This window comes from Catenulispora sp. GP43 (assembly GCF_041260665.1).
GTDB lineage: Bacteria > Actinomycetota > Actinomycetes > Streptomycetales > Catenulisporaceae > Catenulispora.
In genome coordinates this window covers 13,800-38,397 of record NZ_JBGCCT010000038.1, presented here as the reverse complement: position 1 = coordinate 38,397, position 24,598 = coordinate 13,800, and the positions used below count along the sequence as shown (strand labels likewise).

The 24,598-nt window shown below is 70.5% G+C and carries 25 protein-coding genes; 15 read left to right on the top strand and 10 right to left on the bottom strand.

Annotation, left to right across the window (positions count from 1 at the left end; all coding sequences use genetic code 11):
• Positions 1 to 13: 13 nt before the first annotated feature.
• The 7 genes from ABH926_RS46140 to ABH926_RS46110 all read left to right on the top strand — a co-directional run bounded on the left by ABH926_RS46140 (position 14) and on the right by ABH926_RS46110 (position 7,947).
• Positions 14 to 904: a carbohydrate ABC transporter permease gene (locus ABH926_RS46140; RefSeq protein ID WP_370373487.1), complete on the top strand. Its 891-nt coding sequence runs from the start codon at positions 14 to 16 to the stop codon at positions 902 to 904.
• Positions 901 to 1,830, top strand: a complete 930-nt coding sequence (locus ABH926_RS46135; RefSeq protein WP_370373486.1) for a carbohydrate ABC transporter permease — start codon at positions 901 to 903, stop codon at positions 1,828 to 1,830. Before ABH926_RS46140 ends, ABH926_RS46135 begins: the two co-directional genes overlap by 4 nt.
• Entirely contained in the window at positions 1,827 to 2,768 is a 942-nt protein-coding gene (locus ABH926_RS46130; protein WP_370373485.1) for an aldo/keto reductase, read from the top strand. Before ABH926_RS46135 ends, ABH926_RS46130 begins: the two co-directional genes overlap by 4 nt.
• 159 nt (positions 2,769 to 2,927) lie before the next feature.
• The gene (locus tag ABH926_RS46125) at positions 2,928 to 4,760 is read left to right on the top strand and encodes a serine/threonine-protein kinase (protein ID WP_370373483.1); all 1,833 of its coding nucleotides are present in this window, start codon (positions 2,928 to 2,930) and stop codon (positions 4,758 to 4,760) included.
• 114 nt (positions 4,761 to 4,874) lie between these two features.
• Complete coding sequence (gene kstD, locus ABH926_RS46120; RefSeq protein WP_370373481.1) at positions 4,875 to 6,635, top strand: 3-oxosteroid 1-dehydrogenase; 1,761 nt, start codon at positions 4,875 to 4,877, stop codon at positions 6,633 to 6,635.
• Positions 6,636 to 6,754: 119 nt separating this feature from the next.
• Positions 6,755 to 7,315, top strand: a complete 561-nt coding sequence (locus tag ABH926_RS46115) for a SigE family RNA polymerase sigma factor (protein WP_370373479.1) — start codon at positions 6,755 to 6,757, stop codon at positions 7,313 to 7,315.
• A gap of 11 nt (positions 7,316 to 7,326) precedes the next feature.
• Positions 7,327 to 7,947 carry a hypothetical protein gene (locus ABH926_RS46110; RefSeq protein WP_370373477.1) on the top strand — a complete coding sequence of 207 codons (621 nt, stop codon included), beginning with the start codon at positions 7,327 to 7,329 and terminating at the stop codon, positions 7,945 to 7,947.
• Here the strand turns inward: ABH926_RS46110 and ABH926_RS46105 are convergent.
• Both ABH926_RS46105 and ABH926_RS46100 read right to left on the bottom strand, forming a co-directional pair.
• Entirely contained in the window at positions 7,937 to 8,317 is a 381-nt protein-coding gene (locus ABH926_RS46105) for a darcynin family protein (RefSeq protein WP_370373475.1), read from the bottom strand. The two genes, ABH926_RS46110 and ABH926_RS46105, sit on opposite strands and share 11 nt — an antisense overlap.
• Entirely contained in the window at positions 8,317 to 9,207 is an 891-nt protein-coding gene (locus tag ABH926_RS46100; RefSeq protein WP_370373473.1) for an NAD(P)H-binding protein, read from the bottom strand. The genes ABH926_RS46105 and ABH926_RS46100 overlap by 1 nt, the downstream gene beginning before the upstream one ends.
• A 114-nt stretch (positions 9,208 to 9,321) precedes the next feature.
• Between ABH926_RS46100 and ABH926_RS46095 the strand changes: the two genes are divergently transcribed.
• The gene (locus ABH926_RS46095; protein ID WP_370373472.1) at positions 9,322 to 10,356 is read left to right on the top strand and encodes a LysR family transcriptional regulator; all 1,035 of its coding nucleotides are present in this window, start codon (positions 9,322 to 9,324) and stop codon (positions 10,354 to 10,356) included.
• Between the two features lie 44 nt (positions 10,357 to 10,400).
• Here the strand turns inward: ABH926_RS46095 and ABH926_RS46090 are convergent, their stop codons facing one another.
• The 3 genes from ABH926_RS46090 to ABH926_RS46080 form a co-directional block, all read right to left on the bottom strand.
• Positions 10,401 to 11,486 carry a sugar ABC transporter substrate-binding protein gene (locus tag ABH926_RS46090; protein ID WP_370373471.1) on the bottom strand — a complete coding sequence of 362 codons (1,086 nt, stop codon included), beginning with the start codon at positions 11,484 to 11,486 and terminating at the stop codon, positions 10,401 to 10,403.
• Positions 11,487 to 11,844: 358 nt separating this feature from the next.
• Positions 11,845 to 12,336 (bottom strand): RICIN domain-containing protein, encoded by a 492-nt coding sequence (locus tag ABH926_RS46085; RefSeq protein ID WP_370373469.1) that lies wholly within the window; start codon positions 12,334 to 12,336, stop codon positions 11,845 to 11,847.
• A 191-nt stretch (positions 12,337 to 12,527) separates the two neighbouring features.
• Complete coding sequence (locus tag ABH926_RS46080) at positions 12,528 to 14,135, bottom strand: lipase (protein WP_370373467.1); 1,608 nt, start codon at positions 14,133 to 14,135, stop codon at positions 12,528 to 12,530.
• 182 nt (positions 14,136 to 14,317) lie between these two features.
• Here ABH926_RS46080 and ABH926_RS46075 point away from each other — a divergent pair, with 182 nt between their 5' ends.
• From ABH926_RS46075 to ABH926_RS46050, 6 genes are read left to right on the top strand one after another with little or no spacing between them, the layout of a single operon-like run.
• Entirely contained in the window at positions 14,318 to 15,067 is a 750-nt protein-coding gene (locus ABH926_RS46075) for a response regulator transcription factor (protein ID WP_370373465.1), read from the top strand.
• On the top strand, positions 15,064 to 16,446 hold the full coding sequence (locus tag ABH926_RS46070; protein ID WP_370373464.1) for a sensor histidine kinase: 1,383 nt from the start codon (positions 15,064 to 15,066) through the stop codon (positions 16,444 to 16,446). The genes ABH926_RS46075 and ABH926_RS46070 overlap by 4 nt, the downstream gene beginning before the upstream one ends.
• Before the next feature lie 58 nt (positions 16,447 to 16,504).
• Entirely contained in the window at positions 16,505 to 16,918 is a 414-nt protein-coding gene (locus ABH926_RS46065) for a hypothetical protein (RefSeq protein WP_370373463.1), read from the top strand.
• The gene (locus ABH926_RS46060; RefSeq protein ID WP_370373461.1) at positions 16,915 to 17,241 is read left to right on the top strand and encodes a hypothetical protein; all 327 of its coding nucleotides are present in this window, start codon (positions 16,915 to 16,917) and stop codon (positions 17,239 to 17,241) included. Before ABH926_RS46065 ends, ABH926_RS46060 begins: the two co-directional genes overlap by 4 nt.
• A gap of 9 nt (positions 17,242 to 17,250) precedes the next feature.
• Entirely contained in the window at positions 17,251 to 18,183 is a 933-nt protein-coding gene (locus ABH926_RS46055; protein WP_370373459.1) for a PHB depolymerase family esterase, read from the top strand.
• A 4-nt stretch (positions 18,184 to 18,187) separates the two neighbouring features.
• Entirely contained in the window at positions 18,188 to 18,781 is a 594-nt protein-coding gene (locus tag ABH926_RS46050; RefSeq protein WP_370373457.1) for a hypothetical protein, read from the top strand.
• Positions 18,782 to 18,860: 79 nt separating this feature from the next.
• Here the strand turns inward: ABH926_RS46050 and ABH926_RS46045 are convergent, their stop codons facing one another.
• The 3 genes from ABH926_RS46045 to ABH926_RS46035 all read right to left on the bottom strand — a co-directional run bounded on the left by ABH926_RS46045 (position 18,861) and on the right by ABH926_RS46035 (position 22,130).
• The gene (locus tag ABH926_RS46045) at positions 18,861 to 20,045 is read right to left on the bottom strand and encodes a nitrous oxide reductase family maturation protein NosD (RefSeq protein WP_370373455.1); all 1,185 of its coding nucleotides are present in this window, start codon (positions 20,043 to 20,045) and stop codon (positions 18,861 to 18,863) included.
• A gap of 353 nt (positions 20,046 to 20,398) precedes the next feature.
• Positions 20,399 to 21,238, bottom strand: coding sequence for an SDR family NAD(P)-dependent oxidoreductase (locus ABH926_RS46040; protein WP_370373453.1), 840 nt, complete (start codon positions 21,236 to 21,238; stop codon positions 20,399 to 20,401).
• Between the two features lie 49 nt (positions 21,239 to 21,287).
• Positions 21,288 to 22,130 carry a MaoC/PaaZ C-terminal domain-containing protein gene (locus ABH926_RS46035; RefSeq protein ID WP_370373452.1) on the bottom strand — a complete coding sequence of 281 codons (843 nt, stop codon included), beginning with the start codon at positions 22,128 to 22,130 and terminating at the stop codon, positions 21,288 to 21,290.
• Positions 22,131 to 22,231: 101 nt separating this feature from the next.
• On the opposite strand from ABH926_RS46035, the gene ABH926_RS46030 reads away from it, so the two are divergent.
• Complete coding sequence (locus ABH926_RS46030; RefSeq protein WP_370373450.1) at positions 22,232 to 22,720, top strand: SCP2 sterol-binding domain-containing protein; 489 nt, start codon at positions 22,232 to 22,234, stop codon at positions 22,718 to 22,720.
• Between the two features lie 92 nt (positions 22,721 to 22,812).
• Here ABH926_RS46030 and ABH926_RS46025 read toward each other — a convergent pair whose 3' ends face one another.
• Complete coding sequence (locus tag ABH926_RS46025) at positions 22,813 to 24,207, bottom strand: FAD-binding oxidoreductase (protein ID WP_370373447.1); 1,395 nt, start codon at positions 24,205 to 24,207, stop codon at positions 22,813 to 22,815.
• Between the two features lie 10 nt (positions 24,208 to 24,217).
• A complete protein-coding gene (locus tag ABH926_RS46020) occupies positions 24,218 to 24,583 on the bottom strand; it encodes a VOC family protein (RefSeq protein ID WP_370373445.1) in 366 nt (121 codons plus the stop codon).
• Between the last annotated feature and the right edge of the window lie 15 nt (positions 24,584 to 24,598).

Below are 24,598 nucleotides of genomic sequence, written 5' to 3'. Positions count from 1 at the left end.
CGAGGAAGAGGACATGAAGGCTCGTCGCCAGCGTCACACCCTGCTTCCGCAGGCCCTGCTCCTTCCGGCCGTGGTGTTGTTCCTGCTGTTCACCGTCGCCCCGGGCGGCTATGCGATCTACCTGAGCTTCATGAAGCAGAAAGCCGGCGGCGGCCTGTTCGGGACCGACAACCCGACGACCGTCTTCGCCGGGCTGGAGAACTACCAGGCGGCCTTCGGCGACGCCGAGTTCTGGCACAGTATCGGCCGGATGCTGCTGGTCGCGGTGATCGGGGTGCCGGCGACCATCGGCCTGTCGACGCTGTTCGCGCTGTGCCTGGACGCCAAACGGACCCGGCTCGTCGGCTTCTCGCGCCTGGCGATCTTCCTGCCGTACGCGGTGCCCGGCGTGGTCGCCACCTTGCTGTGGGGCTTCATGTACCTGCCGGCGACCAGCCCGATCGGCGGGGACGTGGTGAACTACTTCGGCTCGCACACGGTGTTCTTCGCCGTGGCCAACGTGGCGGTGTGGGGCGTCCTGGGCTTCAACATGGTCGTCATCTACACCTCCCTGCGCGGCCTGCCGCGCGAGCTGTTCCAGGCCGCCGAGCTGGACGGGGCCAGCGAGCTGCAGATCGCGCTGCGCGTCAAGCTGCCGATGCTGGCCCCGACGCTGACGCTGGTGACCGTCTTCTCGCTGATCGGCGCCCTACAGCTGTTCAACGAGCCGACCACGCTCAAGCCGGTCACCAACGCGATCAGCTCGACCTGGGTGCCGTTGATGCGCGTCTACACCGACGCCTTCGTGGACAACGACATCTACCGCGGGGCCGCCGCCTCGTTCCTGCTCATCGTGCTGACGGTCGCCGCCACCGTGGCCGCCAACACGGTGCTCCGTCTGATAGCGCGTGGGAGTGAACGATGACAGCGGCCACGACCGGGACCGGGACGGCGCGCGGAACCGGCGTCGGGACCGGCGGGGGCAGGTCCGGCAAGGGCGGGTCCGGCGCCAAAAGGGGGCGCACCAACTGGGTCGCGACCATCATCCTGCTGATCGGGGCCGTGTACTGCGTGCTGCCGGTGGTGTGGATCGTGATCGCGTCCACCAAGACCAACAGCGAGCTGTTCTCGACCGCGCCGTTCGCGCCGTCGTTCCACGGCGGCTTCTTCTCCAACCTGCGCGCGCTGTTCGCCTACGACCACGGCATCTTCGCGCGCTGGGCGGTCAACTCGGTGATCTACGCGGTCGGCGGCGCGACGCTGTCCACGATCGTGTGCGGCTGCGCCGGCTACGCGCTGGGCAAGTACCGCTTCCACGGCAGCGTCTGGCTGTTCCGGCTGATCGTCGCCGCGGTCCTGCTCCCGCAGATCATGCTGGCCATCCCGCAGTTCCTGCTGCTGGCCAAGCTGGGGCTCACGAACAACTACGCGGCGGTGATCCTGCCGCAGTTGGTCAGCCCGTTCGCCATCTACCTGTGCAAGGTCTACGCCGAGGCCTCGGTCAGCGACCAGGTGCTGGAGGCGGCCCGGGTCGACGGGGCCTCGGAGTGGCGGATGTTCGCCTCCATCGGATCGCGGCTGATGATGCCGGCGCTGGTGACGGTGTTCCTGCTGCAGTTCATCGGGATCTGGAACAACTTCCTGCTGCCGTTCGTGATGCTCAACCGGGACCAGCTGTTCCCGCTGACCGAGGGGTTGTACGGGCTGCTCATCATCACCGGCGGCCAGGCCGCGCAGTACACGATCGTCATCATCGGGGTGTTGGTGTCGATCGTTCCGCTGGCCGCGGTGTTCCTGCTGTTGCAACGGTATTGGCGGGTGGACTTGGTGTCCGGAGGGGTCAAGGCATGATGGCCGGTCTTCCGCGGCTGGGCTTCGGCGCCGCCGCGATCGCGAACGAGGGCGTCGGAGCCGGGCAGGCCCTGGACTGTGTGGACGCGGCGTGGGAGAGCGGGATGCGGTACTTCGACACCGCGCCCATGTACGGATCCGGACACTCCGAGCGGTTGCTGGGTCTGGCTCTGCGGGGTCGGCCGCGTGCGGAGTACGTGCTGAGCACCAAGGTCGGTCGCCTGGTCCGCCCCTCCCATCCCGACACCGCACAGACCGGGGCGCCCTGGATCTACGACTTCAGCCCGGACGGCGTGCTCACCTCGGTGGAGGAGAGCTTGTTGCGTCTGGGCGTGGACAGTGTGGACATGCTCTACATCCACGATCCCGACGACCACTGGCGCGAGGCGTTGGAAGGTGCCTGGCCGACGGTGGCCCGGCTGCGCGAGGAGGGAGTGGTCCGCGCGGTCGGCGTCGGCATGGTGCAGGCGCCGATGCTGGCGCGCTTCATCCGCGAGACCGACATCGACCTGGTGCTGGCCGCCGGTGTCTACACCCTGCTGGACACCCAGGCCATCGACGATCTGCTGCCGGAGGCCGAGCGCCGGGGCGTCGCCGTCGTCGCGGCCCAGTCCCTGCACGGCGGGCTCATCGACGGCGTCACGAACCCCATGTTCCGCTACCGGCCCGTCGACGAGCAGACCCGTGCGAAGACCGCGCGGATAGCAAAGGTTTGTCATGGGTTCGAAATTCCCACGGCGGCCGTGGCATTGCAGTTTCCTTATGGACATTCCGCGGTCCGCTGTGTCCTGACCGGCCCCGCCTCGCGCGGGCAGCTGGCCGAGAACCTGTCCTGGGCCTCGGAGCCGATACCGCCCGCACTGTGGGCCCGCTTGCGCCAGGAGGGGCTGCTGCCGCCGGACGTCCCGGTGCCCTCGCCCGATCTGACGATTGTTTAGTTTGCAACAAGTCGATTACTAGTCGAACGGACTTGCTCGAAGCCGCGCTTCTCCCTGCATCAGAGGGCTAAATTACTAGGGACTCTTCAACAAAGCTCCAGCAGCTCCAGCACCCACCCTGGCTCCGGCGCCACAGCCCCTCCCGGAGGACGGTTCTCGATGCGGACGCGGACAGGGCAGCCGCCCCAAGCGTTTCACCCCGCCCGGATCGGGCCGTACGAGGTGTTGCGCCGGCTCGGCGCCGGGGCGATGGGCGAGGTGTTCCTCGCGCGCTCGGCCTCCTCGCGGCTCGTGGCCGTCAAGACCATCAGGTCCGGACTGGCCGAGCACCCCGGCTACCGGCGCCGGTTCGCCCACGAAGTGGACGCGGCCAAGCGGGTCAGCGGCGCCTTCACCGCGGCGGTGGTGGGCGCCGATCCGCATGCCGACCTGCCGTGGCTGGCCACGGTCTACGTGCCCGCGCCGTCGTTGGAGGAACTGGTCACCACCTGCGGGCCGATGGCGGTCTCGACGGTGCGGTGGCTGGCCGCCGGGTGCGCCGAGGCGCTGGAGTGCGTGCACCGGGCCGAGCTGGTCCACCGGGACTTCAAGCCGGCCAACGTGCTGGTCACCGCCGACGGCCCGCGCGTCATCGACTTCGGACTGGCCCGCAGCGACGGGCTGCCGCAGGGCACCGCTGCCGGGATGGTGATGGGGACGCCGCTGTACATGGCGCCCGAGCAGGCGATGGGGGACCGGGTCGTCGGGCCGGCCGCCGATGTGTTCGCGCTCGGCGCGACGCTGTACCACGCGGCCACCGGCGCGGCCCTGTATCAGGAGGAGAAGGCGGTCGGCGTCCTGCTGCAGAAGATGCGGCAGGCTCCGGACCTCACGGCGGTGCCCAGGGAACTGCGCGGACTGATCGCCGGGTGCCTGGCGCTGGACCCCGACGACCGGCCGACACCCGCCTCGCTGATCGCGGCCCTGGCACCGCACCTGGCCGTGGCCGACACGGTGCAGCCGCTTCCCGAGGCGGTGCTGGCCTACATCGAGGACTACCGCGTCGCGCAGATGGAGCTGACGCGGTCGCGCCGGCCCGGGCCGGACGCGGCCGGCGCTGCCGCCGAGGCGGCGACCCACGCGGCGGCGCCCGACGGTGACTTCGGCGACTCCGGCGAGCTCACGGCCCTGGGGGACCGCAGAGACAGCAGAGACAGCAGAGGCAACGGAGACTTCGGCGGCGGCAGCGGCTTCGGCGGCGACGGGACCGTGGAGGTGGAGCAAGACCCGCGGCCCCGCCATCCCTCGCTGCCCCCGGACGAGGTGTCGTCGTACCACTCCACAGCGCACCGCCGGCGGCACCGGACCCGCTGGTGGGAGCGCGACCGGTTCGGGCGGCGCTCGCCGGTGGTGCCGGCGGTGGTCGCGGTCTGCGTCCTGCTGGCCCTGGGCGGCGCGGCGATCAGTGGTCTGCTGCTGATCGGGTCGCTGAAGGGCGGCACCAGCGGCACCAGCGGCACCAGCGGCGACTCGGCGCATCCGGCGGCCGGCCCCGGGGCCCCCGTCACGACGACCGCGGGGCTCGGCGCCACCGGCGTGCCGCCCGGCTCCCCGCCCCCGACGAACTCGCCGCCCCCGCCCCCGCCGACCCGAGGCGGCGGCCCGCCGCCGCAGGGGCCGCCCCCGGAAGGCGGCCCGCCCAGCCCGCCGCCGGGCGCGGTCACCCAGGCCGGCGGCACCCAGCTCGGGGTGCGGCCGCCGTTCGGCGACCCCCGGACCACCTACATCCTCAACGGCAACGGCTGGCCGGCCGGGCAGACCGTCACCATCACGTTCCTCGACGCCGCCGTGCCGCCGGTCAAGACCGTGGTGGACGGCAGCGGGATGTTCAGTGTCGCGCTCGATCAGGGCGCCGGCGCGCTGGTGCTGCCCGACGGGCGCTACCACGTGCGGGCCGCGTCGGGGAGCCGGTCGCTGGCGGTCTCGTTCGTGGTCGGGCCGCCGCTGTACTGAGGGACCGGCGCAGGTCCGGAGCCTCTTGACTTCCCAAGACCACCGGATCAGATTCCTGATGCACCGTCAGGGCTGTCCTGATTGTTCTCAGGCCTTTGATTCGGAGGGCTTCGCATGCCCGAGCACGGAACACCAGACCTCTCCCGCCGCCGCGTCCTGCAGGGTGCCGCCGCGGGGACCGCCGCTCTGTTCGGCGCCGGGGCCTTCGCCGGCACGAACGCCTATGCCGACGCCCCGGTGCTGGGCACGTACGACGTCGTCGTGGTCGGCTGCGGTGCCGCCGGGATGACCGCCGCCCTCACCGCGGCCGCCCGCGGCCTGTCCGTAGTGGTCGTGGAGAAGGCCCCGACGTTCGGCGGCTCGGCCGCGCGCTCTGGCGCCGGGATCTGGATCCCGAACAACTCGGTGATCCTGGCCGCCGGCGTCCCGGACACCCCGGCCCTGGCCGCCGAGTACCTGGCCGCGGTCGTCGGCAGCGGATCGACGCCGGCCCGCCAGAACGCGTTCCTGACCAACGGCCCGGCGATGCTGTCGTTCGTCATGGCGCACAGCCCGTGCCGCTTCAAGTGGATGGACGGATACTCCGACTACTATCCGGAACTCCCCGGCGGGATGCCGGGCGGCCGCTCCATCGAGCCGGACGTCATCGACGGCAACATCCTCGGCGCCGAACTCGCCAACCTCAACCCGGCCTACCTCCCGGTCCCCGCGGGCCTGGTGATCTTCAGCCAGGACTACAAGTGGATCAACCTGGCCGCGGTCAACGCCAAGGGCACGGCCGTCGCCGCCGAGGCCGCCGCCCGCGGGGCCGCCGCCGCGCTGGCCGGGCAGAAGCCGCTGACCATGGGCCAGTCCCTGGCCACCGGGCTGCGCGCCGGGCTGATGCAGGCCGGCGTCCCGGTGCTGCTGAACACCCCGCTCACCGACCTGAACATCGTCAACGGCAGCGCGGCCGGCGTCGTGGTCACCCAGAACGGCACCCCCGGCCTCATCAACGCCCGCCGCGGCGTGATCGTCGGCTCCGGCGGCTTCGAGCACAACGCCGCGATGCGGGCCCAGTACCAGCAGCAGCCGATCGGCACCACCTGGAGCGTCGGCGCCAAGGAGAACACCGGCGACGGCATCCTGGCCGGCCAGCGTGCCGGCGCCGCCCTGGCCCTGATGGACGACGCCTGGTGGGGCCCGACGATCCCCAGCGGCGACGGCCCGTACTTCTGCCTGGCCGAGCGCACCCTGCCCGGCGGCCTGATCGTGAACCAGGCCGGGCACCGGTTCGTCGACGAGGCGGCGCCGTACGTGGACGTGGTGCACACGATGTACCGGCAGAACGCCGCGGCGCCGGACATCCCCGCCTGGCTGATCATCGACCAGAACTTCCGCGACCGGTACGTCTTCCGCGACATTCTGCCGACGCTGCCGTTCCCCGACTCCTGGTACCAGAACGGCTCGGTCTGCAAGGACCTGACCCTGTGGGGCCTGGCCGGCCAGATCGGCGTCTCGCCATCGGTCCTGACGAACACCGTCGCGCACTTCAACGGCCTGGCGGTCACCGGCAAGGACACCGACTACGGCCGCGGGGCCAGCGTCTACGACCACTACTACACCGACCCCGCCATCATCCCGAACTCGTGCCTGGCACCGCTGTGGCTCGCCCCGTTCTACGCCCTGAAGATCGTCCCCGGCGACCTCGGCACCAAGGGCGGCATGGTCACCGACGAACGGGCCCGCGTCCTGCGCCCCGACGGCTCGGTCATCGGCGGCCTCTACGCGGCCGGCAACGCCAGCGCCGCCGTCATGGGGCACAGCTACGCCGGTGCCGGTTCCACCATCGGTCCCGCGATGACGTTCGGGTACATCGCCGGCAACGACATCTGAACCCGCTGGGAAAACGGCCGGCGCAGGCAACCTTTTCCCCGCCCACCGAGTGTCAATGTCCACAAGCCGCGCGGCGACCGGACCGCGCGGCCGGACCACGGCGAAGGCGGGGACAACCGATGGCGGACAGCGAACCGGCCGGGTTCCGCGAGTACGTCGCCGCCCGCAGGCAGGGGCTGCTGGCGACGGCCTATGTGCTCACCGGTTCTCAGCACGGCGCCGAGGACCTGGTGCAGGCCACCCTGGTCAAGGTGTGGCCGCGCTGGAACCGGGTCGCCGGCGCCGGGGACCCGGACGCCTACGTCCGCAAGGCGCTGCTGAACACGTTCCTGTCCTGGCGGCGCCGTGACGGCGGCCGGGAGGTCCTGAGCGAGGACGTCGGGGCAGTCGCGCCACGGCGCGCCGGCGCCGGCGCCGGCGGTCTGGGCTCTGACACGGGCTCTGACTCCGACTCCAGCTCCGGCAACGCGATGACCGGCGTGCTGGACCGGATGGTCGTCCTGGACCTGGTACGGGCTCTGCCCCGGCGCCAGCGCGCCGTTGTAGTACTGCGCTACTACGCCGACCTGTCCGAAGCGCAGATCGCCGAGACGCTGGACTGCTCGGTCGGCACCGTCAAGAGCCAGCACGCCAAAGCCCTGGCCACCCTGCGCCGCCGCACGCCGGCCGAAGACCGATAGGAGCGGATCCGATGAAGCAGCAGGACTTCGACACCCGCCCGCTGGCCGAGGGCCTTCGCGACCTGGCCGGCCAGGCCGCCGACGCCCCGGGCCTGTTCGACGCCGTGGCCGCCGGCGCGCGCCGCCGGTCCGCCCGGCTGCGCGTGTCCGGTGCGGTCCTGGCGGTCGGCGGCGTGCTGGGGGTCGCGGCCGGGGTGGCGGCGTGGCAGTCGGCGTCGGGGGCGGGCGATGCGGTTTCGACGGCGGCTGTCGCGCCGGCCAGGTGCCCGGACCTGCCTCCCACCGCGGTCCGTTCCAAGGGGCCTGGTGGTCGGCTGTACTCCGGGACACCGGCCGCTGCGACCCTGTGTGTCTACGGGTTCTCCGACAGCCAAAGCGGAATGTCGGCGCGCGCGGACCAGATCACCGGGTCCTCGCTCAAAACGCTGATCCACGTCCTGACCCACGCGCGGACACCCGGATCTCAGATCTGCACGGCCCAAGCCGTCAACCCCGAGCAACTGTTGATCATGCAGTTCCCCGACGGCTCGAGCCAGGACCTGGTCGTCAACCTGAGCGGATGCGGGACCGTGACGAACGGCGATCGCACGGTCCTGCTTCCGAAGGAGCTGTTCGACCTGCTCAGGTACTGATCGTGGCGACGTTCTCCAGGCCGTAGGTCCGGGCGTAGCCGTTCTCGGTGCCGACCAGGAGGTCGACGACCTCGAAGTAACGATCCCAGAACGGAGTCTCGCGCAGCGCGTCGATGAGGAGCTGGTAGGCGTGGTGGTCCTCGGCCTCCCAGACCCAGACGTCGGTGACGCGCGCGGAGTAGAACTCCGTGTCGTAGAAGCGCGAGCGGACGCCGCTGGTCTTGGCCTCGATGGCCGGCAGGACCTGGGTGGTGAAGGCGTGCACGCGCTCGTCCACGGTCAGGCCCAGCCACTCGGGAGTGGTCTTCACCAGCATGAACGCGGTGACCGGCGGCTCTGTGATCGGCGGCTCTGTCTGCTGGGTGGTCATCAGGACGCCACCGCCGGCTTGAGCGTCTGGGCGCACCAGTGCTCGAACGTGGTGGGGGAGGAGGTTTGCGGCGTGCGCTCGATGCCGGCGTCCAGGCCCTCGTCCTTGGCCCGCTTCATGTCCACGATGCCCTGGACGAACTCCGCGTTGAGGCCGTAACCGACCAGCGTCGTGGACATCTCCTCCAGCGACTGGCGCTCGTAGCGGACCGGGCGGCCGAGTTGCTCGGTCATGATGCGGGCCAGGTCGTTGGCGGACAGGTCCCGCGGCCCGAGCACCGGGACGCTGCCGACGCCGGTCCACGACCGGTCCAGCAGCAGGCGTGCCGCGGCGGCCGCGATGTCGGCGACGGCGACCAGGGGCGCCTTGCGGTCGGCCTCGACGGTGTCGACGAAGACGCCCTTCTCCCGGATCGAGTCGGCCCCCTCCAGGAGGTTCTCGAAGAAGGACGGGTTGGCCAGGGCCCGGTAGGCGACTCCGCTGTCAGCGATGAGGTCGTCCATCGCCAGCGAGGCGGTGACCAGGCCGGCGCGGTCGGCCAACGCGGTGCCACGGCCGAGCGCCGAGACGCCGACGACGTGGCCCACGCCGTGCGCGGCGAGTGCCTCGGCCGCAGGGCGGGTGAACGTGCTCCACGCGTCCTGCGGGGTCAGGGAGGAGTCCGGCGGGACCAGCCAGAAGACCGCGTCCGCGCCGTCGAAGGCCCGGTCGACGACCTCGGGGTCGCCGTGCGAGCCGGTGACGACCTCGACGCGTCCGCGCGCCGCGTCCGGAAGCCGTGCGGGATCGCGCACGATCACCCGCAGCGCCTCCTCGGCCGGGGCCGATTCCAGCAGAAGGCCGAGCAGATGCCGGCCGATGTTCCCGGTGGGAGCGGTGATGACGATCATGAATTCCTCGATGGGTCGAGCTGTCGGGGTACGCGTCCCATCGTGCTGAGGGGCCCGGTGATGCCACAATGGGAACTTCGGCACGGAATCCTTGACGGAAATGGAATAACCCAGGTGAGCAGCACGGATTCGGTCGGCAGTGCGGGCTTGGCGAGCAATACAGACCTGGCCGGCAGTGCGGGCTTGGCCTGCAATACAGACTCGGCCGCCAGCACAGACCCGGCCACCATCGACGCCAATCTCGCCATCGCGCTGGACGCCCTGCTGGCCGAGAACAGCGTGACCCGCGCCGCCGCCCGCCTGCACACCTCGCCGGCGGCCATGAGCCGTACCCTGGCCCGCCTGCGCCGCGTCCTGCGGGACCCGCTCCTGGTCCGCGCCGGGCAGACGATGGTCCCGACCCCGCGGGCCCAGGCGCTGCGCGAGGAAGCCGCTGCCGTGGTGCGCAGCCTGGGAACGCTGCTGAGCCCCGGCGCGAGCGTCGACCTCGCGAGTCTGCGCAGCACCTTCACGCTCCAGGCCGCCGACCTGATCGGCGCGGCGCTGGCCCCCGGACTGCTGGGCCTGGCGCAGCGTGAGGCGCCGGGGGTCTCGTTCCGGATCCGCGCCGAGGACCTGGAGGCCGGACCGGCTCTGCGCGACGGCCGGATCGACCTGGAGGTCGGTGCCATCGACCACGTGGACCCCGAGACGCAGGTCGAGGAACTGGTCTGGCTGCGCATGGTGCCGGCGGTGCGGCCCGGGCACCCGCTCACCGAGGGCGCGATGACCCCGGCCCGGCTGGCCGCGGCCGAGCACGTCGTGGTCAGCCGCCGCGGCCGGTTCACCGGCCCGCTCGACGCGGCCCTGGCCGAGTGGGGCCTTCAGCGGCGGGTCGGCGTCGTGCTGCCCAGCCACCTGGCGGCGATGGCGCTGGCCGCGCACAGCGACGTGGTGTGCCTGGTCCCGGCTGCGCTGCCCGGGGCCGCGCCGTCGCCGCTGAGCCGGCAGGCCGTCATGCTCGGACTGAGGCCGCTCGAGGTCCCGTTGGAGCTGCCGCCGCTGGCGATCGGCATGGCGTGGCATCCCCGGAACACGGCGGACGGCGCCCACCGCTGGCTGCGGGGCGCCGTCCGTCGGACGTTGTGTGCCGGGGCCGAGGGCCTGTAAAGGCCGAGGGCCTTGTGAGGACCGAGGCCCTGTGAACGCCCTGCCTACTTGATCCCGTTCGCCGCGCACGCCGCCGCGAACTGGGCCGTGCACACCTCGGCCTTGGTGACCGCGCCGGCCGCGATGACGTCCTGCACGTTCGACTTGACGATGGCCTCCGGCGTCAGCTCCACGGACTGCACGAGCTTGCCGGTGACGGTGTCGGCGACCATGGCGTTGGCCGCCGACGCGGTCTGCCCCTTGGCGAGGTTGACGGCCAGGTCGGCGCCGGCCTGGGCCTCCTTCACGGAGTCCTTGAACACGGTCATGCACTGGTCGCCGTCCAGGACCGACTGCAGTCCCGGGACGGTGGCGTCCTGGCCGGTGACCGGGACCTTGCCGTTGAGGTGGTGCTGCTTCAGGACCGCGATCACCGCCTGGGCCATGCCGTCGTTGGCCACCAGGACGCCGCCGATGTTCGGGGTCTGGGCGAGCATCTTGGTGAAGTTCTTGCCGGCGGTGGCGTTGTCCCAGTTGTCCGTGGACTGGTTCGGGCCCTTGACGAAGGTGCCGTTGTTGTAGAGCTGGCCGAGCACGGAGTCGTAACCCTGCGCGAACAGGGTCGCGTTGTTGTCCGTGGGGGAGCCGTTCACCTCGGCCACGATCGGCTTGGTCTGGCCCTGCAGGCACTGCACCAGACCCTGGCCCTGGAGCTCGCCGACGTCCACGTTGTCGAAGCTGACGTAGTAGTCGGCGTGGCCGCCGAGGGTGAGGCGGTCGTAGTCGATGGTGGCCACGCCCTCCTGCTTGGCCTTGGTCAGCACCGCGATGCCCGAGGCGGCGTCGAGGTCCACGATCATCAAGACGTTGACGCCCTCTTTGAGCATGTGGTCCGCGATGGCCTGGAACTGCGCCTTGTCGCCCTGGGCGTTCTGGATGTCGTATTTGACACCCTTGGCCTTGAACGCCGCCTCCAGGGCGGGATGGTCCTGGGTCTCCCAGCGGGCCGAGGACGTGGTGTCGGGCAGGATCACGCCGATGTACGGCGTCCGGCCCTTGGCCGAGCCGTCGGAGGAGCCGCTGCTGCAGGCCCCCAGGGCGAGGGTCGCGACGGTACCGGTCGCCATGGCGCGGATGATCAGTTGTCTCAACGTTGGTTCCTTTTAGGGTGCCGTGGGCGCACGCCGTTGTCTTTATGGTCGTTCCGTTGGTTCCGTGACGGATTCCGCGGTCATGCCGCGGGATCCGTACAGCAGGTGGCGTTGCGTACGGCGCTGACGCGAGACGGTCCTCACGCGCCAGTGTCAGGGTGGCCAACGAAATGCTCTTTTGGAGGATCGAAAACTATGGGGCGCGGTGGGGTCGGCGCCAGAGGGCTGTGGCCGGAATCTCGTCAGACGGCCGTAACGATTCGGACACATGATTTGTTGTTTACGCACAAAACCCGGGGCCGCCTCGTGGGCGGCCCCGGTGAGCTGTCTCAGCTCGGGCTTCTCCATTAAGGGCTGGTCAGAAGTCGGAGTGCCACTTCTGGTAGTGGTCGGTGGTGTCGCACGGCCAGGTTCGCAGGAGTGTGCCATTCCCGACACTGTCGGTGTTCAGGCACTGGAGGCTGGACACGTTCTGGATGACCGCGTACGCACCGTTGGTGAACGGCGAGGGGTTGTCGGCGAACAGGGTGGTCCACTGCTGCGTGTTCGAGCTGTCGCACGGCCCCATGACCACCGTCCCGTCGCCCTGCGCCAGCGCGTCCAGGCAGTAGCGGGTGTTCTCGTTGACCAGCGAGTAACTTCCGGTGGCGACCCCGTTGACGGAGTCGGGGGTCTGCGACCACTGCTGCTCGGGCCCGCCGGTGCAGTTCCACATCTGGACCGTCTCGGCGTTCTGCGTGGCGTTGTCGATGCAGTGGGTGGAGCCCCAGATGCGGATCGAGGTGAAGGGGAAGGGCGGCTGGTCGGCCTGGGCCGCGCCGCTGGAGACCGCGACGGCCGGCAGTGCCATGACAGCAGCGGAGGCGAACAGGGCTGTCCTTTTGGTGAGGTGTCGCAATGGTCTGCTCCGATCGGTGCTGGAATGCTTCGAAGGGCATGCTTTCGAAGGTCAGCGTGGTCGGAGAGACGGCCGGGTGTCGCGTCCTGTTCCGTTCAGCGGAACACCGGACGCGACACCCGTGATCGGATCGGTGACCGGTCTCAGTTCTTGGCGGGGTAGGTGAACTCGTCGGCGGGGCTGGACGGGCTCGAGTACCCGTTCACGACGACGGTGACGTTGAAGGTCTTGCCGTCGAGCCGCTGCTTGAGAATCTCACCCGGGACCTCCGCGGTGAGGTACGGCCCCTCCGGCTCCGTGTAACCGAGCTTCACGTTCGGTGAGGCCAGCTTGCCGAAGAACACCGCGGCGCCTTCGGCGAAGCCCTGGCCGTAGACCGAGATGGTCTCCCCGATGGCGGCGGTGGTCGGCGAGATGCTGGAGACCCATACCGGTTCCGGGCCGCCGACGGCGAACTTGGACAGCGGGGACGCGGCGGACGTGCCCAGCGGGGTGGTGACGCGGACGTCGACGACGCCGCAGACCGGCGGCACGCCGGTGATCGTGATCTGGGTGTCGTTCACCACGGTGATCGTCGAAGCGGGGCAGGCGTAGGTGCCGAAGTCCACGCCGAGATTCGTGGCGGGGTCGAAGCCGCCGAAGCCGCTGCCCGCGATCTCGATCGTCCCCGTGATGGCCTCGGTCGAGGCGGGGGTCACACCGTCGACGGCGGGCGGTGTCAGGAGTTTCAGCGGCGAACCCAACAGGGCCAGGTAGGTGGCGTTTTCGTGCTGGAACCCGATCTGGCCCGTGAAGTCCTCGAGCGTGTTCGCGGTCAGCTTCTCGTTCGACAGGCCGTAGGTGGTGTTCAGGGTCTGCTGGTTCGACGGTCCGGGCTGGACGTAGACGTTGTTCCCCGGAAGCGTTTCGATGATCCGGACGAGATCCGCCAGCTCGCCGGTCACCTGGGTGCCCTTCGGGTACCAGGGCGAGTTCTTTTTGCTCGGGTCCTTGTTGTACGGGTCGTCCAGGACGTTGCCGAGGGTGGCCCAGGCCTGCGGGACGATGTCGTACACGTTCACGAAGAAGTCGCACTGGACCAGTACGGAGTTGTTGATCAGGTTGTCGTCGAAGTAGGTGGCGAAGGTCTGCAGCCCTGCGGTGGGCGCCGCGAAGGTGAGGATCCCGAACGACGGCGGCTTCGGCCACTGGTTCCGCGTGCACTGTGTGACCAGATACGGCGTGATCATGGTCGCTATACATCCGCCGAGGCTGTGGCCGATCACGAAGACCGTCGCACCCTCGGGCATGGAGGAGAGCACGGTGACAAGCGCTTGCTCCATCGCTCCGCCGACGAGATTCCCGAGGGCGGCGGCCTCGGTGTTGACGACTTCCGTGAACGCCGCCATGGCGCCGCTGGACACGGAGACCGTCGTCGTCGCGCCGCTCGCCGGGAACGGCACGACCGTGCCGACGGCGAAGTCCTCCATCGTGTCGGTGACGTTGGCGTTCGTGCCCCGCAGCACCACGGCGACCTGGTTCGAGGCGCTGTCGACCGCGATGTAGGCCAGGTTCGCATTGGTCGGGGTCATCAGGAGCCACTTGGTCTCCCACCCCGGGGCGTTGGCGTTGAGCTGCAGCGTGATGCCGGCGGCGATCCGCTCGCACTGCTGCTGCTGGGTCTCCCCGGAGGGGCGGGTCGTCGCCGCCGTGGACGCGGCCGAGGCCAGTACCATGGCCGTCGCCTTGTCGAGTTGCTGGGTAGCCGCCATTTCTCGCTCCTAGCGTTTGGGCGGGTTTTCGTGCTTTTGGACCGTGGTCCTCCGCAATCCTGGTTCCCGGCCTCCCGGTTCTCGCGCTTGGGGCGCCGTTCGGGCGATGGGGTAGCATCCAGCCGCGATCCAGTCCGTCGGTGACGGCGACGTGCGGTTTCATCGGGCGAAGGGCGGGGCGGGTGGCGGGCCGGACGGCGACGTGGCGTCTGCTGGTGGTCGACGACGATCCCGCGCTGCGACGCGGGCTGGGCCGGGCGCTGGGCCTGTCCGGCTTCGCCGTCGAGACCGCGGCGGACGGCCCGGCCGCGCTGGCGATCCTGGGCGGCGGCGGGATCGACGCGGTGGTCCTGGACGTCTCGATGCGCGGTATGTCAGGGGTCGATGTCGTACGGCGGCTCCGGCGGCACGGCGACGACGTCCCGGTGCTGATGCTCTCGGCGCTGGACGACGTCACCGACCGGATCGCCGGCCTGGCCGCGGGGGCCGACGACTACGTGGTCAAACCGTTCTCGACCGCCGAGCTGGAGCTGCGGGTGCGGGCGCTGCTGCGGCGCGGGCGTCCGGTGCCGCACGGGGTGGTCGCGGCGTGCGGGATCGTGATGGACACCGACGCCCGCACGGTCACGGTCGCGGGCGCTCCGGTGGAGCTCACCCGGCGGGAGTTCGACGTGCTGGAGGTGCTGGCGCGCAACGCCGGGGCGGTGCTGACCCGCGACCAGCTGCTGGACCGGGTGTGGGGCTACGACTTCCAGGTGCGCTCGGACGCGGTGGACACCGTTGTCAGCTATCTGCGACGCAAGCTGGAGACCGACGGCCGGCCGCGGGTGCTGCACACGGTGCGCGGCGTCGGCTTCGCGGTGCGCGGCGGGCTGGGGAGCGGCGGCTTGGAAAGCGGCTTGGAGAGCACTCCGGAGGAAGGCCGACTGTGAAGCTCTCGACCCGCTTCGCCTGGGCCTCCGCAGCGCTGCTGCCGGTGCTGATCATCGCGGCCGGGGCCGCGCTTGTCCCGTGGGAGAGCGCGGACCTGCGCGCCGAGCGCGACACGTACCTGCGCACGCGCGCCGATACCCTTGCCCCGCAAGCGTCTTCGCTGGCCGCGCAGTCCTCGAACCCGGCGTCCCGGGTGCGGGAGGCGTTGCAGGCCCCGGACGACGCGGTCGTGCTCGCGGTGCGCGGCGCGGACGTCACGGTCGGCGACGCGCCCTCGGCCGGGCGGCTGCCGGCCGTCGACGGCGCGTTCAGCGTGCGCGAAGGACTGCGCCAGTGGCGCGGCTACTCGGCCTCGGACCAGGTGACCAAGGCGCGGGTGTGGGTCGTGGAGCCGGAGTCGGTCCTGTCGGCCAAGGTGCGCCGGCTCCGGGGCCGGGTGTGGCTGATGGCCCTGATCGTCTCGCCGGTGGCGTTCGCGGTGGGCGGGTTGCTGGGCCGGCGCACCATCAGGCCTTTGACGGTATTGCGGGAGCGGGCCCGCTTGGTGAGCTCGGGGACCGGGGCGCGGATCGCGCTGCGGACCGGCGTCGACGAGATCGACGACGTCGCCGGGATCCTGGACGCGGCCCTGGCCCACCGCGACGAGCAGGAGATGCGCGTCGTCGAGGCCTGGCAGGCGGCGCGGTCGTTCGCGGCGACGGCGGCCCACGAGCTGCGCACGCCCCTGACCGGGATCCAGGCGGCGCTGGACGTGCTGGAGCACCCGGGCGCCGAGGCCGCGGACCGCCGTGAGGCGCTGGACGACCTGCGGGCGGCGCACACCCGGGTCCTGGGGCTGCTGGAGGTGCTGCGGGCGCTGTCGCGGGCCGAGCTGGCGCGTCCTGAGCAGTTCGCCGAGGTGGACGTCGCCGAGCTCGCCGAGACGGCGCTGTACGCGGCGCGCGGCCGGCATCCCGGCGTCCGGTACGACGCGCGCGTGGACGCCTCGGCCGAGGGCGGCGCGGCGGTGCTGGCGGGCTGGGCCGACGGGCTGCGGATGATCATGGACAACCTGCTCGACAACGCCGCCGTCCACGGAGTTCCGGCAACCGGCCCAGGTTCCGGCCTGATAGTGCTCGGCCTCGCACGGGAGCCCGGTCTCCTCGTCCTGACGGTCGACGACCAGGGTCCCGGAATCGCACCGGAGCTGCGCGGACGTCTGTTCGACCGGTTCGTGGCCTCCGAGGCCAGCCCCGGTTTCGGCCTCGGGCTGACGATCGTGGCTCAGGTCGTCGGACTGCATCAGGGCACTGTCGAGGCGCTGCCGGGACCGGCCGGGTGGGGCACCCGGTTCCTGGTCCGGCTGCCGTCACAAGGTTTTCCCAAAGAGCGCTTCTAACTTCGGTCACGAGCGGCCCGCCGGATTCAGGCGGCCGCACCGACCGAAGGGGACACCCATGTCTCGCACCACCTGGGCGGCCGCGGTGCTGACCGCCGGACTGTTCGCGGGCTCGACCGGCGTGGCGTTCGCCGACAGCCCCACTTCCGCTCCCGGCTCGGGTTCCGGCTCCGGCGTGGCGGAGCTTCGCAATGCGGCCACGCGGGACTGCGCGCTCATCAAGGACCTCGGACCGACGGTCACCGACCTGCTGGCCATCGTCAACGGCGACGCGAGCACGCCGGGTTCGGTGGCGTGGCTCAACGCCGGGGCGGCGAAGGCCAAGGCCGCCGGGCGCGCGAACCTCGCCTCCTGGCTGACCACGCGTGCGACGCTGCGGCAGGAGCAGGGCGCGGTGCTCCAGACGCGGCAGCAGCTGCTCACGACCGGGACGTCGTGGTGCCAGGGGCACGGGTTCGGGGCGGCGTCGTGAGCGGCGTGCGCGGCGTGCGGGCCATGAGCGGCGTCGGCGGCGTCGGCGCGCGGGGCGCGCGCTGGTGTGGTGTGCTGTGTGTGGCGGTGGCCTTGGCCGCGGGCCTTTCCGGGTGCCGGCCGCGAGCGGTCGCCAACCAGAACATGCCGACCATCCCGCCATCGGCGGCCGCGACCAGTTCTGGTCCCGCCACCACCTCGGGAACAGGCCAGCTCGGCCAGCAGGACATCGACAGCCTCAACGGCATCATCGCCTCCGTCGGCGGCGCCGTGACCTCGGTCCGCTCGGCGCTCGGCGGCGACAGCCCGACCGCGAACGGGTGATGGAGCACCGTGAGAAGAGCCCCCTTCGCTGCGGCCGTCGCCTCGATCTGCCTGATCCTGGCCACGGCCCTGGCCGGCTGCCAAAGCGGCTCGGCGGCCTCGTCCGCCCCGTCCACCGCCCCGGTGGGCAAGTCCGCACAGAGCATCCAGGTCGGCGGCGCCACCCGCACCTTCCACCTCTACCGGCCGCAGAACCTGCCGGCGCACGCGCCCCTGGTCGTCATGCTCCACGGCGGCTTCGGCAGCGGCACCCAGGCCGAGCAGGCCTACGGATGGGACCAGGAAGCCGACCACAACGGCTTCGCCGTGGTCTACCCCGACGGCCTGAACCACGCCTGGAACACCGGAGGCGGCTGCTGCGGCACCCCGGCGAAGCAGAACACCGACGACGTCGGCTTCATCAAGGCCATGGTGACGACCATCCAGGGCGAGATCCCCATCGACCCGGCCCGCGTCTACGCCACCGGCATCTCCAACGGCGGCATCATGGCCTACCGCCTGGCCTGCGACACCGACCTGTTCGCCGCCATAGGCCCCGACTCGGCAACCCTCCTGGGCACCTGCCCCTCCCCGAAACCCCTGTCGGTCCTGCACATCCACGGCACCGCCGACACCCGCATCCCCTACGCCGGCGGCGAAGGCCAGGGCTACGCCCACATCAACGGCCCACCGGTCCAAACCGTGGTGGCGACCTGGCGCACCACCGATGCCTGCGCACCACCCACGTCAACCACCACCGGCCCCCTCACCACCTCGACGGCATCGTGCCCCGCCGGCCGCACCGTCGAGCTGATCAGCATCGCCGACGCGGGACACCAGTGGCCGGGCAGCGCGCAGAAACCTGTGAAGGAGGCTTTGACGGGGACGGACGCGCCGTCGAAAGCGCTGAACGCGACGGATGTGTTCTGGCAGTTCTTCGCGGCGCATCCGAAGGATGGTTGATCTGATGAACGCCCCTGAACTGGCTGCGCAACTGGCTGTCGCAGGACTGCGATACCGGTCAATGATCGACACGACCGTGCCCCTGCTGCCGCCGACACTGGCGAATCTCGCCCCGTTCTCTCCGGCCGACGGCGAAATCCCCGGCGGCTTCCAGCTGGAATTCGACGACCCGGACCTGGTCGAGCGCGCGAATACCGGCTGGCACGAATGGTGCCTGAAACGCGGTGTCTTCGACGAGCGGCGCGACTTCCTGGTGGCGGTCCGTATCTCAGACCGCGATTACTGGTGGGCCCGCGTCGAACTCGACGACCCGTGGGACATCATGGGCGCTGGAGCCGCCGGCATCCTCGGCATCAGGCGGGGCTTTCCTCGGTTCACCATGATGTCCCTCGACGGCACCGCCATCATCAGCGGCACAGACTGGGAGATCGGCGTCGGATGCATCTGCGCGCTCAATCCTCAGGACGTGCCGAAGTTCCGGGCGTTCGTCGAGTCCTGGGCCGACTTGGAACCACCCGCATCGTTTCACCGCGAAGCAGCGATTCGTTGGCTGGAGGCCGGCCGCCCGAAGCCGGCCCCCACCACCGACCTCGCTTAGGCGTGGCCACCGGGAACCAGAATTCGCCCTTGGGACGCCGTTCGGGCGATGGGATGGCATCCAGCGCCGCTTGAGTCCGTCACCGACCGCGGCATGCGGCGTCGGCGGGCGAAGGGTGGGGGACGTGGCGGGCCGGACGGCGCCGTGGCGCCTGCTGGTGGTCGCGGCCGGCGCCGTGCCGGCGATCCTGGGCGGTGGAATTGTCGCTGAAGGTGTTCCCGGGCCCGCCGTCCCGGTCCGCGATGTTGGCGGGCTTGTTGCCGGTGATCGTGTTGCCGGTGACGGTGTTGTCGGTGTCGGGGCCGCCTTTGTAGCTGCGGAAGAGCACTACGCCGCCGGACATGGGGGCGGCGCCGACGTTGCCCTCGATGAGGTTGCCGGTCAGGACCGTCTTCTCCACGCCGGTGAGGACGATGCCGATGCCCTGCAGGTACGGCAGCCGGCCGTTCGGGGGGCAGTACTCGTTGTTCCTGCTCACCCGGTTGTCGCGGACGGTCAGGTCGCCGCCGCGCGGGACGCCGTCGTCGCCGACGACGAAGATCCCCGAGCAGTTCTCGGTGACGGTGTTGTCCTCGAAGAGAAGGTTCCGGGCCCGGCGCAGGTCGGCGCCGAACCGGTTCCCGCTCATCCGGTTGCCGGCGATCACGGTGCCCTCGGTGTCGAGCGCGCCGCCCTTGCCGTTGGCCATGTTCGTCACGAAGATCCCGGCCTGGCCGTTGCCGACGGCGCGGTTGCCGACCAGCCGGCCGCGCGTTGACTTCTCCTGGCTGATGCCCTCGTCGCCGTTGCCGTTGACCATGACGTCGCGAACCGTCATCCGATCGGTCCCGGAGCCCGAGACGCCGTTTTGGGGGAAGTCCGAGACGGTCAGCGACTCGATGCGCACGTCGGTCACCGGGTGGCCGGCCGTCCCGAGCACACAGATGCCGTTGCCGGGAGCCGAGCAGTCGGCGCCGACGGGCTCGGCGACGCCGGCTCCTTGAGCGGATCCGGTGGCGGTAGCCGACGTGGCGGCCGGAGCGATCACGGTCGCCGCACCGGCGCCCCGGATGGTCAGGCCCGATACGCGGACCAGGATGCCGCCCCGGTAGACGCCGGGCAGCAGCCTGATCGTATCGCCGGCGTGTGCTCCGTCGACGGCGTGCTGGATCGACTCGCCGGGCCGGACGACGATGTGCGCGGCGGACGAGGACGAAGCCTGCACGGGCAGCGCGGTGGCCACCATCGCCGTGCCGCCGGCTAGGACGCCGGCACTGGTGGTCATCAGAGTGCGAGCACAGCGTGAGGGCATTGCTTACCATCTCCTTGCCCTTGGGGGATTTCGGCTGTTGAGACGCTTTGGACTCCATGACGTTATGGGTCCGCAGGGTTGCCCACTAACGATCATTGGGCCGGATGGGTCCGGCACAGCGCCGTCCCAAGATCCCCACCGTGTGCGACGATGCGCGGGACGACCAGGCCGGCGACGCAGGACCCTGCTGGAGACCGCGGCCGTGCTCACCGAGCCGTCGTCGGGCTGCTTCGCTGAATACTGACGGACGGGAGGGCGACCACCGCGGCACGAATGGCGAAAAGGGCCGCCCGAAGGCGGCCCCAACCCGAAACCTCAGCAGCCCCTCACGACATCATCCCGATCCACTGCCCACCGGTGACGTTCAGCACCTGCCCCGAAACGTAGTTCGACCACGGCGAGCACAGGTAGAACACCCCGCCCGCCGCCTCCTCCGGGGTCCCCGGACGCCCCAGCGGGATCAGGAAGCTGGTCGCGCCGACCATGGCCTCGGGGATGCCCAGCTGGACGGTCTCGCCGCCGATCTCCATTGTGTTGTCGTCGCTCTTGGCGGCGGTGAGGCGGGTCTCGATGTGGCCGAAGGCCACCGCGTTGACGTTGACCTTGAACTGGCCCCATTCCTTGGCCAGGGTCTTGGTCAGGCCGACGACCGCTGATTTGCCGGAGCTGTAGTTCGCCTGGCCGGCGTTGCCCATGGTGCCGGATACCGAGCTGATGTTCACGATCTTGCGGAAGACCTCGATGCCCTGCTCGCGTTCCTTCTTCGCGGGGTCGCGGAAGTAGGGGGCCGCTGCTCGGATGGTGCGGAAGGGGACGACGGTGTGGATGTCCAGCATGCGCTGGAACCAGTCGTCGGTCATCAGGTGGATCGGCTTGTCGAGGGTGTAGCCGGCGTTGTTGACCAGGATGTCGATCTTGCCGAAGCTGTCCGCGGCCTTGGCCACCAGGGCTTCCGGGACGCCTTCGGCGGTCAGGTCGCCGGCGAAGACCGCGGTGTCGGTGCCGTGGGCCTTGGCGATCTCGGCCGCGGTCTCGGCGGCCGCGTCGCCGTCGAGGTCGTTGATCAGGACGCCGGCGCCCTGCGAGGCCAGCAGGTCGGCGGTGGCCCGGCCGATGCCGCGCGCCGATCCGGTGACGATCGCGACCTTGCCGTCCAGGACTCCCATGTACGCTCCTTGGCTTTGGTGAGGGTGGTAATGATGGTGATGGGTGCGACTACGACTGGCGGAACACCGCGAGGCCGTCCTTGATCACGACCACGTCGCTGTCCGAGGACGTCTCGAAGGCGAAGCCGCCGGGCCCGCCGGCCGTCCATACCCGGGTGCTGATGTCCTGCCCCGGCAGGACCGGCTTGGCGAAACGTACAGCCAGCCGCTCCAGGTTGCGAGGGTCGTTTTCGGTGACGCCGAGGACCGCGTGCGAGGCGAACGCCATCGTGCACAGGCCGTGGTTGATGATGCCGGGCAGGCCCACGGCCTGGGCGAAGTCCGGGTCCAGGTGGATCGGGTTGTGGTCGCCGGACGGTTCGGCGTAGCGCGCCGTCTGGTCGGCGTCGACGTGTTGCTTGGCCTCGCCGGCGGGTTCGGCGGCGCGGATCTCCTCGGCCAGGGTGTGGCCCGGGGCGTGCTCGCCGCCGCCGGCTTCGCCCTGCGCCCCGCGGAAGAAGGTGGACATCCACTGCTCGTTGACCAGGTCGCCGGCGGCGGTGCGGGTCTCGGACTTCACCGCGACCACGACGCCGGCCGAGGTCTGGCGCACGCCCAGCGGCGCCGAGCGGGTCACCAGCTCCAGGCCCGGGGTGATCGGCCGGTGGTAGAAGAAGTCCTGCTCGCCGTGGACCAGCATCATCAGCAGTTCCGGCGGGGCCACCGCCAGGACCGCCTCGGCGCTGGACTCGAAGGCCGGGACCACCGCGAACACCGGCGGGGCCAGCTCGCCGGAGCGGTGCTCGGGGATCGGGTCGTTGGTCGCCGCGGCATAGGCGGCGACCCGCTCCTGCCCGACGGTGAAGTGCTTCGGCTCGGTCCAGACGCCGAGCGCCTCCAGGTTGAAGCTCATTGCCGTTGCCCCCTTGCGGACGCCGCGCTGCCGGAGAACACTGTGACGCAACTGAACGTACCGTAGAATGATGTAACGATCCAGAGGGGAACCCACCCGCCATGACCGATGCCCATGCCTCTACCGACACCCAGCCCTCCGGCCTGCCCGTCGAACTGGCCGGCGCCGATCCGAACCAGCTGGCCGGCATGGTCGGCCAGCTCTCCGACGCCGAGCTGCGCGAGGTGCTGTCCGACGGCGCGCTGCGCGGCCAGGTGCTCGACGAGATCTTCCGCCGCATGGGCGACCACTTCCGCGCCGACAAGGCCAAGGGCCAGACCGTCGCGGTGCACTTCGTCATCACCGGCGGCCCGGACGGCGCGAAGGACACCTACCAGGCGTCCATCAAGGACGGCGTGTGCACGACGTCCAAGGAGCTCACCGAGCACCCGCGCGCCACCATCACCGCGGACGGCGTGCCGTTCCTGCGCCTGGTCACCGGCGGTGCCGGCGGCGTCGAACTGTTCTTGAAGGGCAAGCTGAAGGTCGGCGGGGACATGATGTTCGCCGCGTCCGTGGCGGGGTGGTTCGCGATTCCGGGCGGCAAGTAGTCGATCATTGATAAGCGCGACGGCGCGCGGAGGGCCTCGGGGGGCCGTCCGCGTGCCGGAAGCGTGGGTCGACCTATATACCTATATGACGATCAGGCTGCCGGCTTGATGTTGGCGTTGTGCCGGAACAGGTTCTCCGGGTCGTACTCCCTCTTGATCGCCGCCAGCCGCCGGTACTTGTCGGCTCCGTACGCGGCGACGACCCGCTCCTGGTCCGGCTCGACCATGAAGTTCACGTAACTGCCGGCGCCCCGGGAGAACGGAAGCAGCGCCTGCCAGTACTCCTTGACCCACTCGATGTCCGCGGCCAGCAGCTCCGGCGCCGGCGCGATACAGGCGAAGTTCACCGCATAGGTGGGACGCCGCAGCCCGCTGAAGGCGGTGGCGTCATCGTCGACCGCTGTATAGGCGCCGTCGAGAGTGAAGACCGGGGCGAAGGACATGGGAGAGCTCTTCCTTCCGGAGAACTCCTTCATCACCTCGATCGCGTCGTCGGTAAGTGCGTCGAGGTACAGCGCCCGTTCATAGGCGAGGATCCCGGGCGGCGCGGCGTCGTCGAGCAGCGATTGCAACGCGGTGTAGGGCATCGGCGTGACCAGGTCGAACAACGGCGGCAGCTGTTCCCGGACCCCGGCGACGACCTTCTCGTGGACGTCCGGGGCCCCGAAGCCGACGATGATCAGCGCGTGTCCGGGCGCCAGGTGGAACCGCTCGGGGACGAACGGCGCCGGCGGTGCGTTCATCCCGATCCCCAGCATCGCCGCGAAGCCCGCCGGCAGGCTCTCCAGCGTTTCGCGCATCGTGCGCAGCGCCTCGGTCCCCTGCGAGAGCGGCCAGAACAGCAGCCCCACCTGCACGATCGGCCCGACCGGGTGCAGGTCGAACCGGAACTCGGTGACCACGCCGAAGTTCCCGCCGCCGCCCCGGATCGCCCAGTACAGGTCCGGATGGGAGTCCGCGCAGGCCTCGACGATCCGGCCGTCGGCCAGCACGACCTCGGCCGAGCGCAGGTTGTCGATGCTCAGACCGTGCTCCCGGGTCAGCCAACCGAATCCGCCGCCGAGGGTCAGCCCGCCGACGCCGGTGTGGCTGACCGTCCCGGCCGGCACCGCCAGGCCGAGGTTCTGGGTGGCGGTGTCCAGGTCGGACAGCAGGGCGCCGCCCTGGCAGTACGCCGTTCGTGTGACGGGGTCGACCCGCACCGCGGACATCGCCCGCAGATCGACGGTCAGCGCGTCGGGCCAGACGGCGTTGCCGGCGAAGTTGTGTCCGCCGCCGCGCACCGAGACGTCCAGGCCGCGGATGCGGGCCGCGATCAGCGCCGCGGCCACGTCCTGCGCGTTCTGACACTGCGCGACGGCGGCGGGCCGGTGGTCGATCGCCCCGTTCCAGACCATGCGGACGCTGTCGTAGTCGGGGTCGGGGTCGGCCTCGGTGACGACCCGTCCCGAGAAGTTGGGGTATGTGCCGCCGATGTGACCGGACATCGTCGTGTCCTTACTCTTGGAGCACCGCCAGCCAGTTCCCTGCCGGGTCCTTGAACCAGGCGATCAACGGGCCGCCGAGCCGGCTGATCCCGTCCTCGTCGACGCCGGGCAGCCGCTCGAACTCCACGCCGCGGTCGCCCAGGCTCTTCACCGCGGCCTCGATATCGTCGACGGGGAAGTTCAGGATGGTGAAGCTGGCCGGCGTGTGGGCCGCGCCCTTGGGATAGATCATGATCTCGGTGTCGCCGCCGACGTGCAGGCGGAGCATGCCGCCGGCCTCGGTGACCGGGATGCCCAGAGTCTCGCCGTAGAACTTCTTGGCGGCGGGGATGTCGTTCACGGAGAAGCCGCTGAAGGCCTTCGTGTTTTCGAACATGCTGCGACGCTACCC

What these genes read in the sequence shown, in the direction of transcription:
- ABH926_RS46140 (WP_370373487.1), top strand. Translation starts at nt 14, where the DNA reads ATGAAGGCTCGTCGCCAGCGTCACACCCTGCTTCCGCAGGCCCTGCTC.
- ABH926_RS46135 (WP_370373486.1), top strand. Translation starts at nt 901, where the DNA reads ATGACAGCGGCCACGACCGGGACCGGGACGGCGCGCGGAACCGGCGTC.
- ABH926_RS46130 (WP_370373485.1), top strand. Translation starts at nt 1,827, where the DNA reads ATGATGGCCGGTCTTCCGCGGCTGGGCTTCGGCGCCGCCGCGATCGCG.
- ABH926_RS46125 (WP_370373483.1), top strand. Translation starts at nt 2,928, where the DNA reads ATGCGGACGCGGACAGGGCAGCCGCCCCAAGCGTTTCACCCCGCCCGG.
- kstD (WP_370373481.1), top strand. Translation starts at nt 4,875, where the DNA reads ATGCCCGAGCACGGAACACCAGACCTCTCCCGCCGCCGCGTCCTGCAG.
- ABH926_RS46115 (WP_370373479.1), top strand. Translation starts at nt 6,755, where the DNA reads ATGGCGGACAGCGAACCGGCCGGGTTCCGCGAGTACGTCGCCGCCCGC.
- ABH926_RS46110 (WP_370373477.1), top strand. Translation starts at nt 7,327, where the DNA reads ATGAAGCAGCAGGACTTCGACACCCGCCCGCTGGCCGAGGGCCTTCGC.
- ABH926_RS46105 (WP_370373475.1), bottom strand. Translation starts at nt 8,317, where the DNA reads ATGACCACCCAGCAGACAGAGCCGCCGATCACAGAGCCGCCGGTCACC.
- ABH926_RS46100 (WP_370373473.1), bottom strand. Translation starts at nt 9,207, where the DNA reads ATGATCGTCATCACCGCTCCCACCGGGAACATCGGCCGGCATCTGCTC.
- ABH926_RS46085 (WP_370373469.1), bottom strand. Translation starts at nt 12,336, where the DNA reads ATGGCACTGCCGGCCGTCGCGGTCTCCAGCGGCGCGGCCCAGGCCGAC.
- ABH926_RS46080 (WP_370373467.1), bottom strand. Translation starts at nt 14,135, where the DNA reads ATGGCGGCTACCCAGCAACTCGACAAGGCGACGGCCATGGTACTGGCC.
- ABH926_RS46065 (WP_370373463.1), top strand. Translation starts at nt 16,505, where the DNA reads ATGTCTCGCACCACCTGGGCGGCCGCGGTGCTGACCGCCGGACTGTTC.
- ABH926_RS46050 (WP_370373457.1), top strand. Translation starts at nt 18,188, where the DNA reads ATGAACGCCCCTGAACTGGCTGCGCAACTGGCTGTCGCAGGACTGCGA.
- ABH926_RS46045 (WP_370373455.1), bottom strand. Translation starts at nt 20,045, where the DNA reads ATGACCACCAGTGCCGGCGTCCTAGCCGGCGGCACGGCGATGGTGGCC.
- ABH926_RS46040 (WP_370373453.1), bottom strand. Translation starts at nt 21,238, where the DNA reads ATGGGAGTCCTGGACGGCAAGGTCGCGATCGTCACCGGATCGGCGCGC.
- ABH926_RS46035 (WP_370373452.1), bottom strand. Translation starts at nt 22,130, where the DNA reads ATGAGCTTCAACCTGGAGGCGCTCGGCGTCTGGACCGAGCCGAAGCAC.
- ABH926_RS46030 (WP_370373450.1), top strand. Translation starts at nt 22,232, where the DNA reads ATGACCGATGCCCATGCCTCTACCGACACCCAGCCCTCCGGCCTGCCC.
- ABH926_RS46025 (WP_370373447.1), bottom strand. Translation starts at nt 24,207, where the DNA reads ATGTCCGGTCACATCGGCGGCACATACCCCAACTTCTCGGGACGGGTC.
- ABH926_RS46020 (WP_370373445.1), bottom strand. Translation starts at nt 24,583, where the DNA reads ATGTTCGAAAACACGAAGGCCTTCAGCGGCTTCTCCGTGAACGACATC.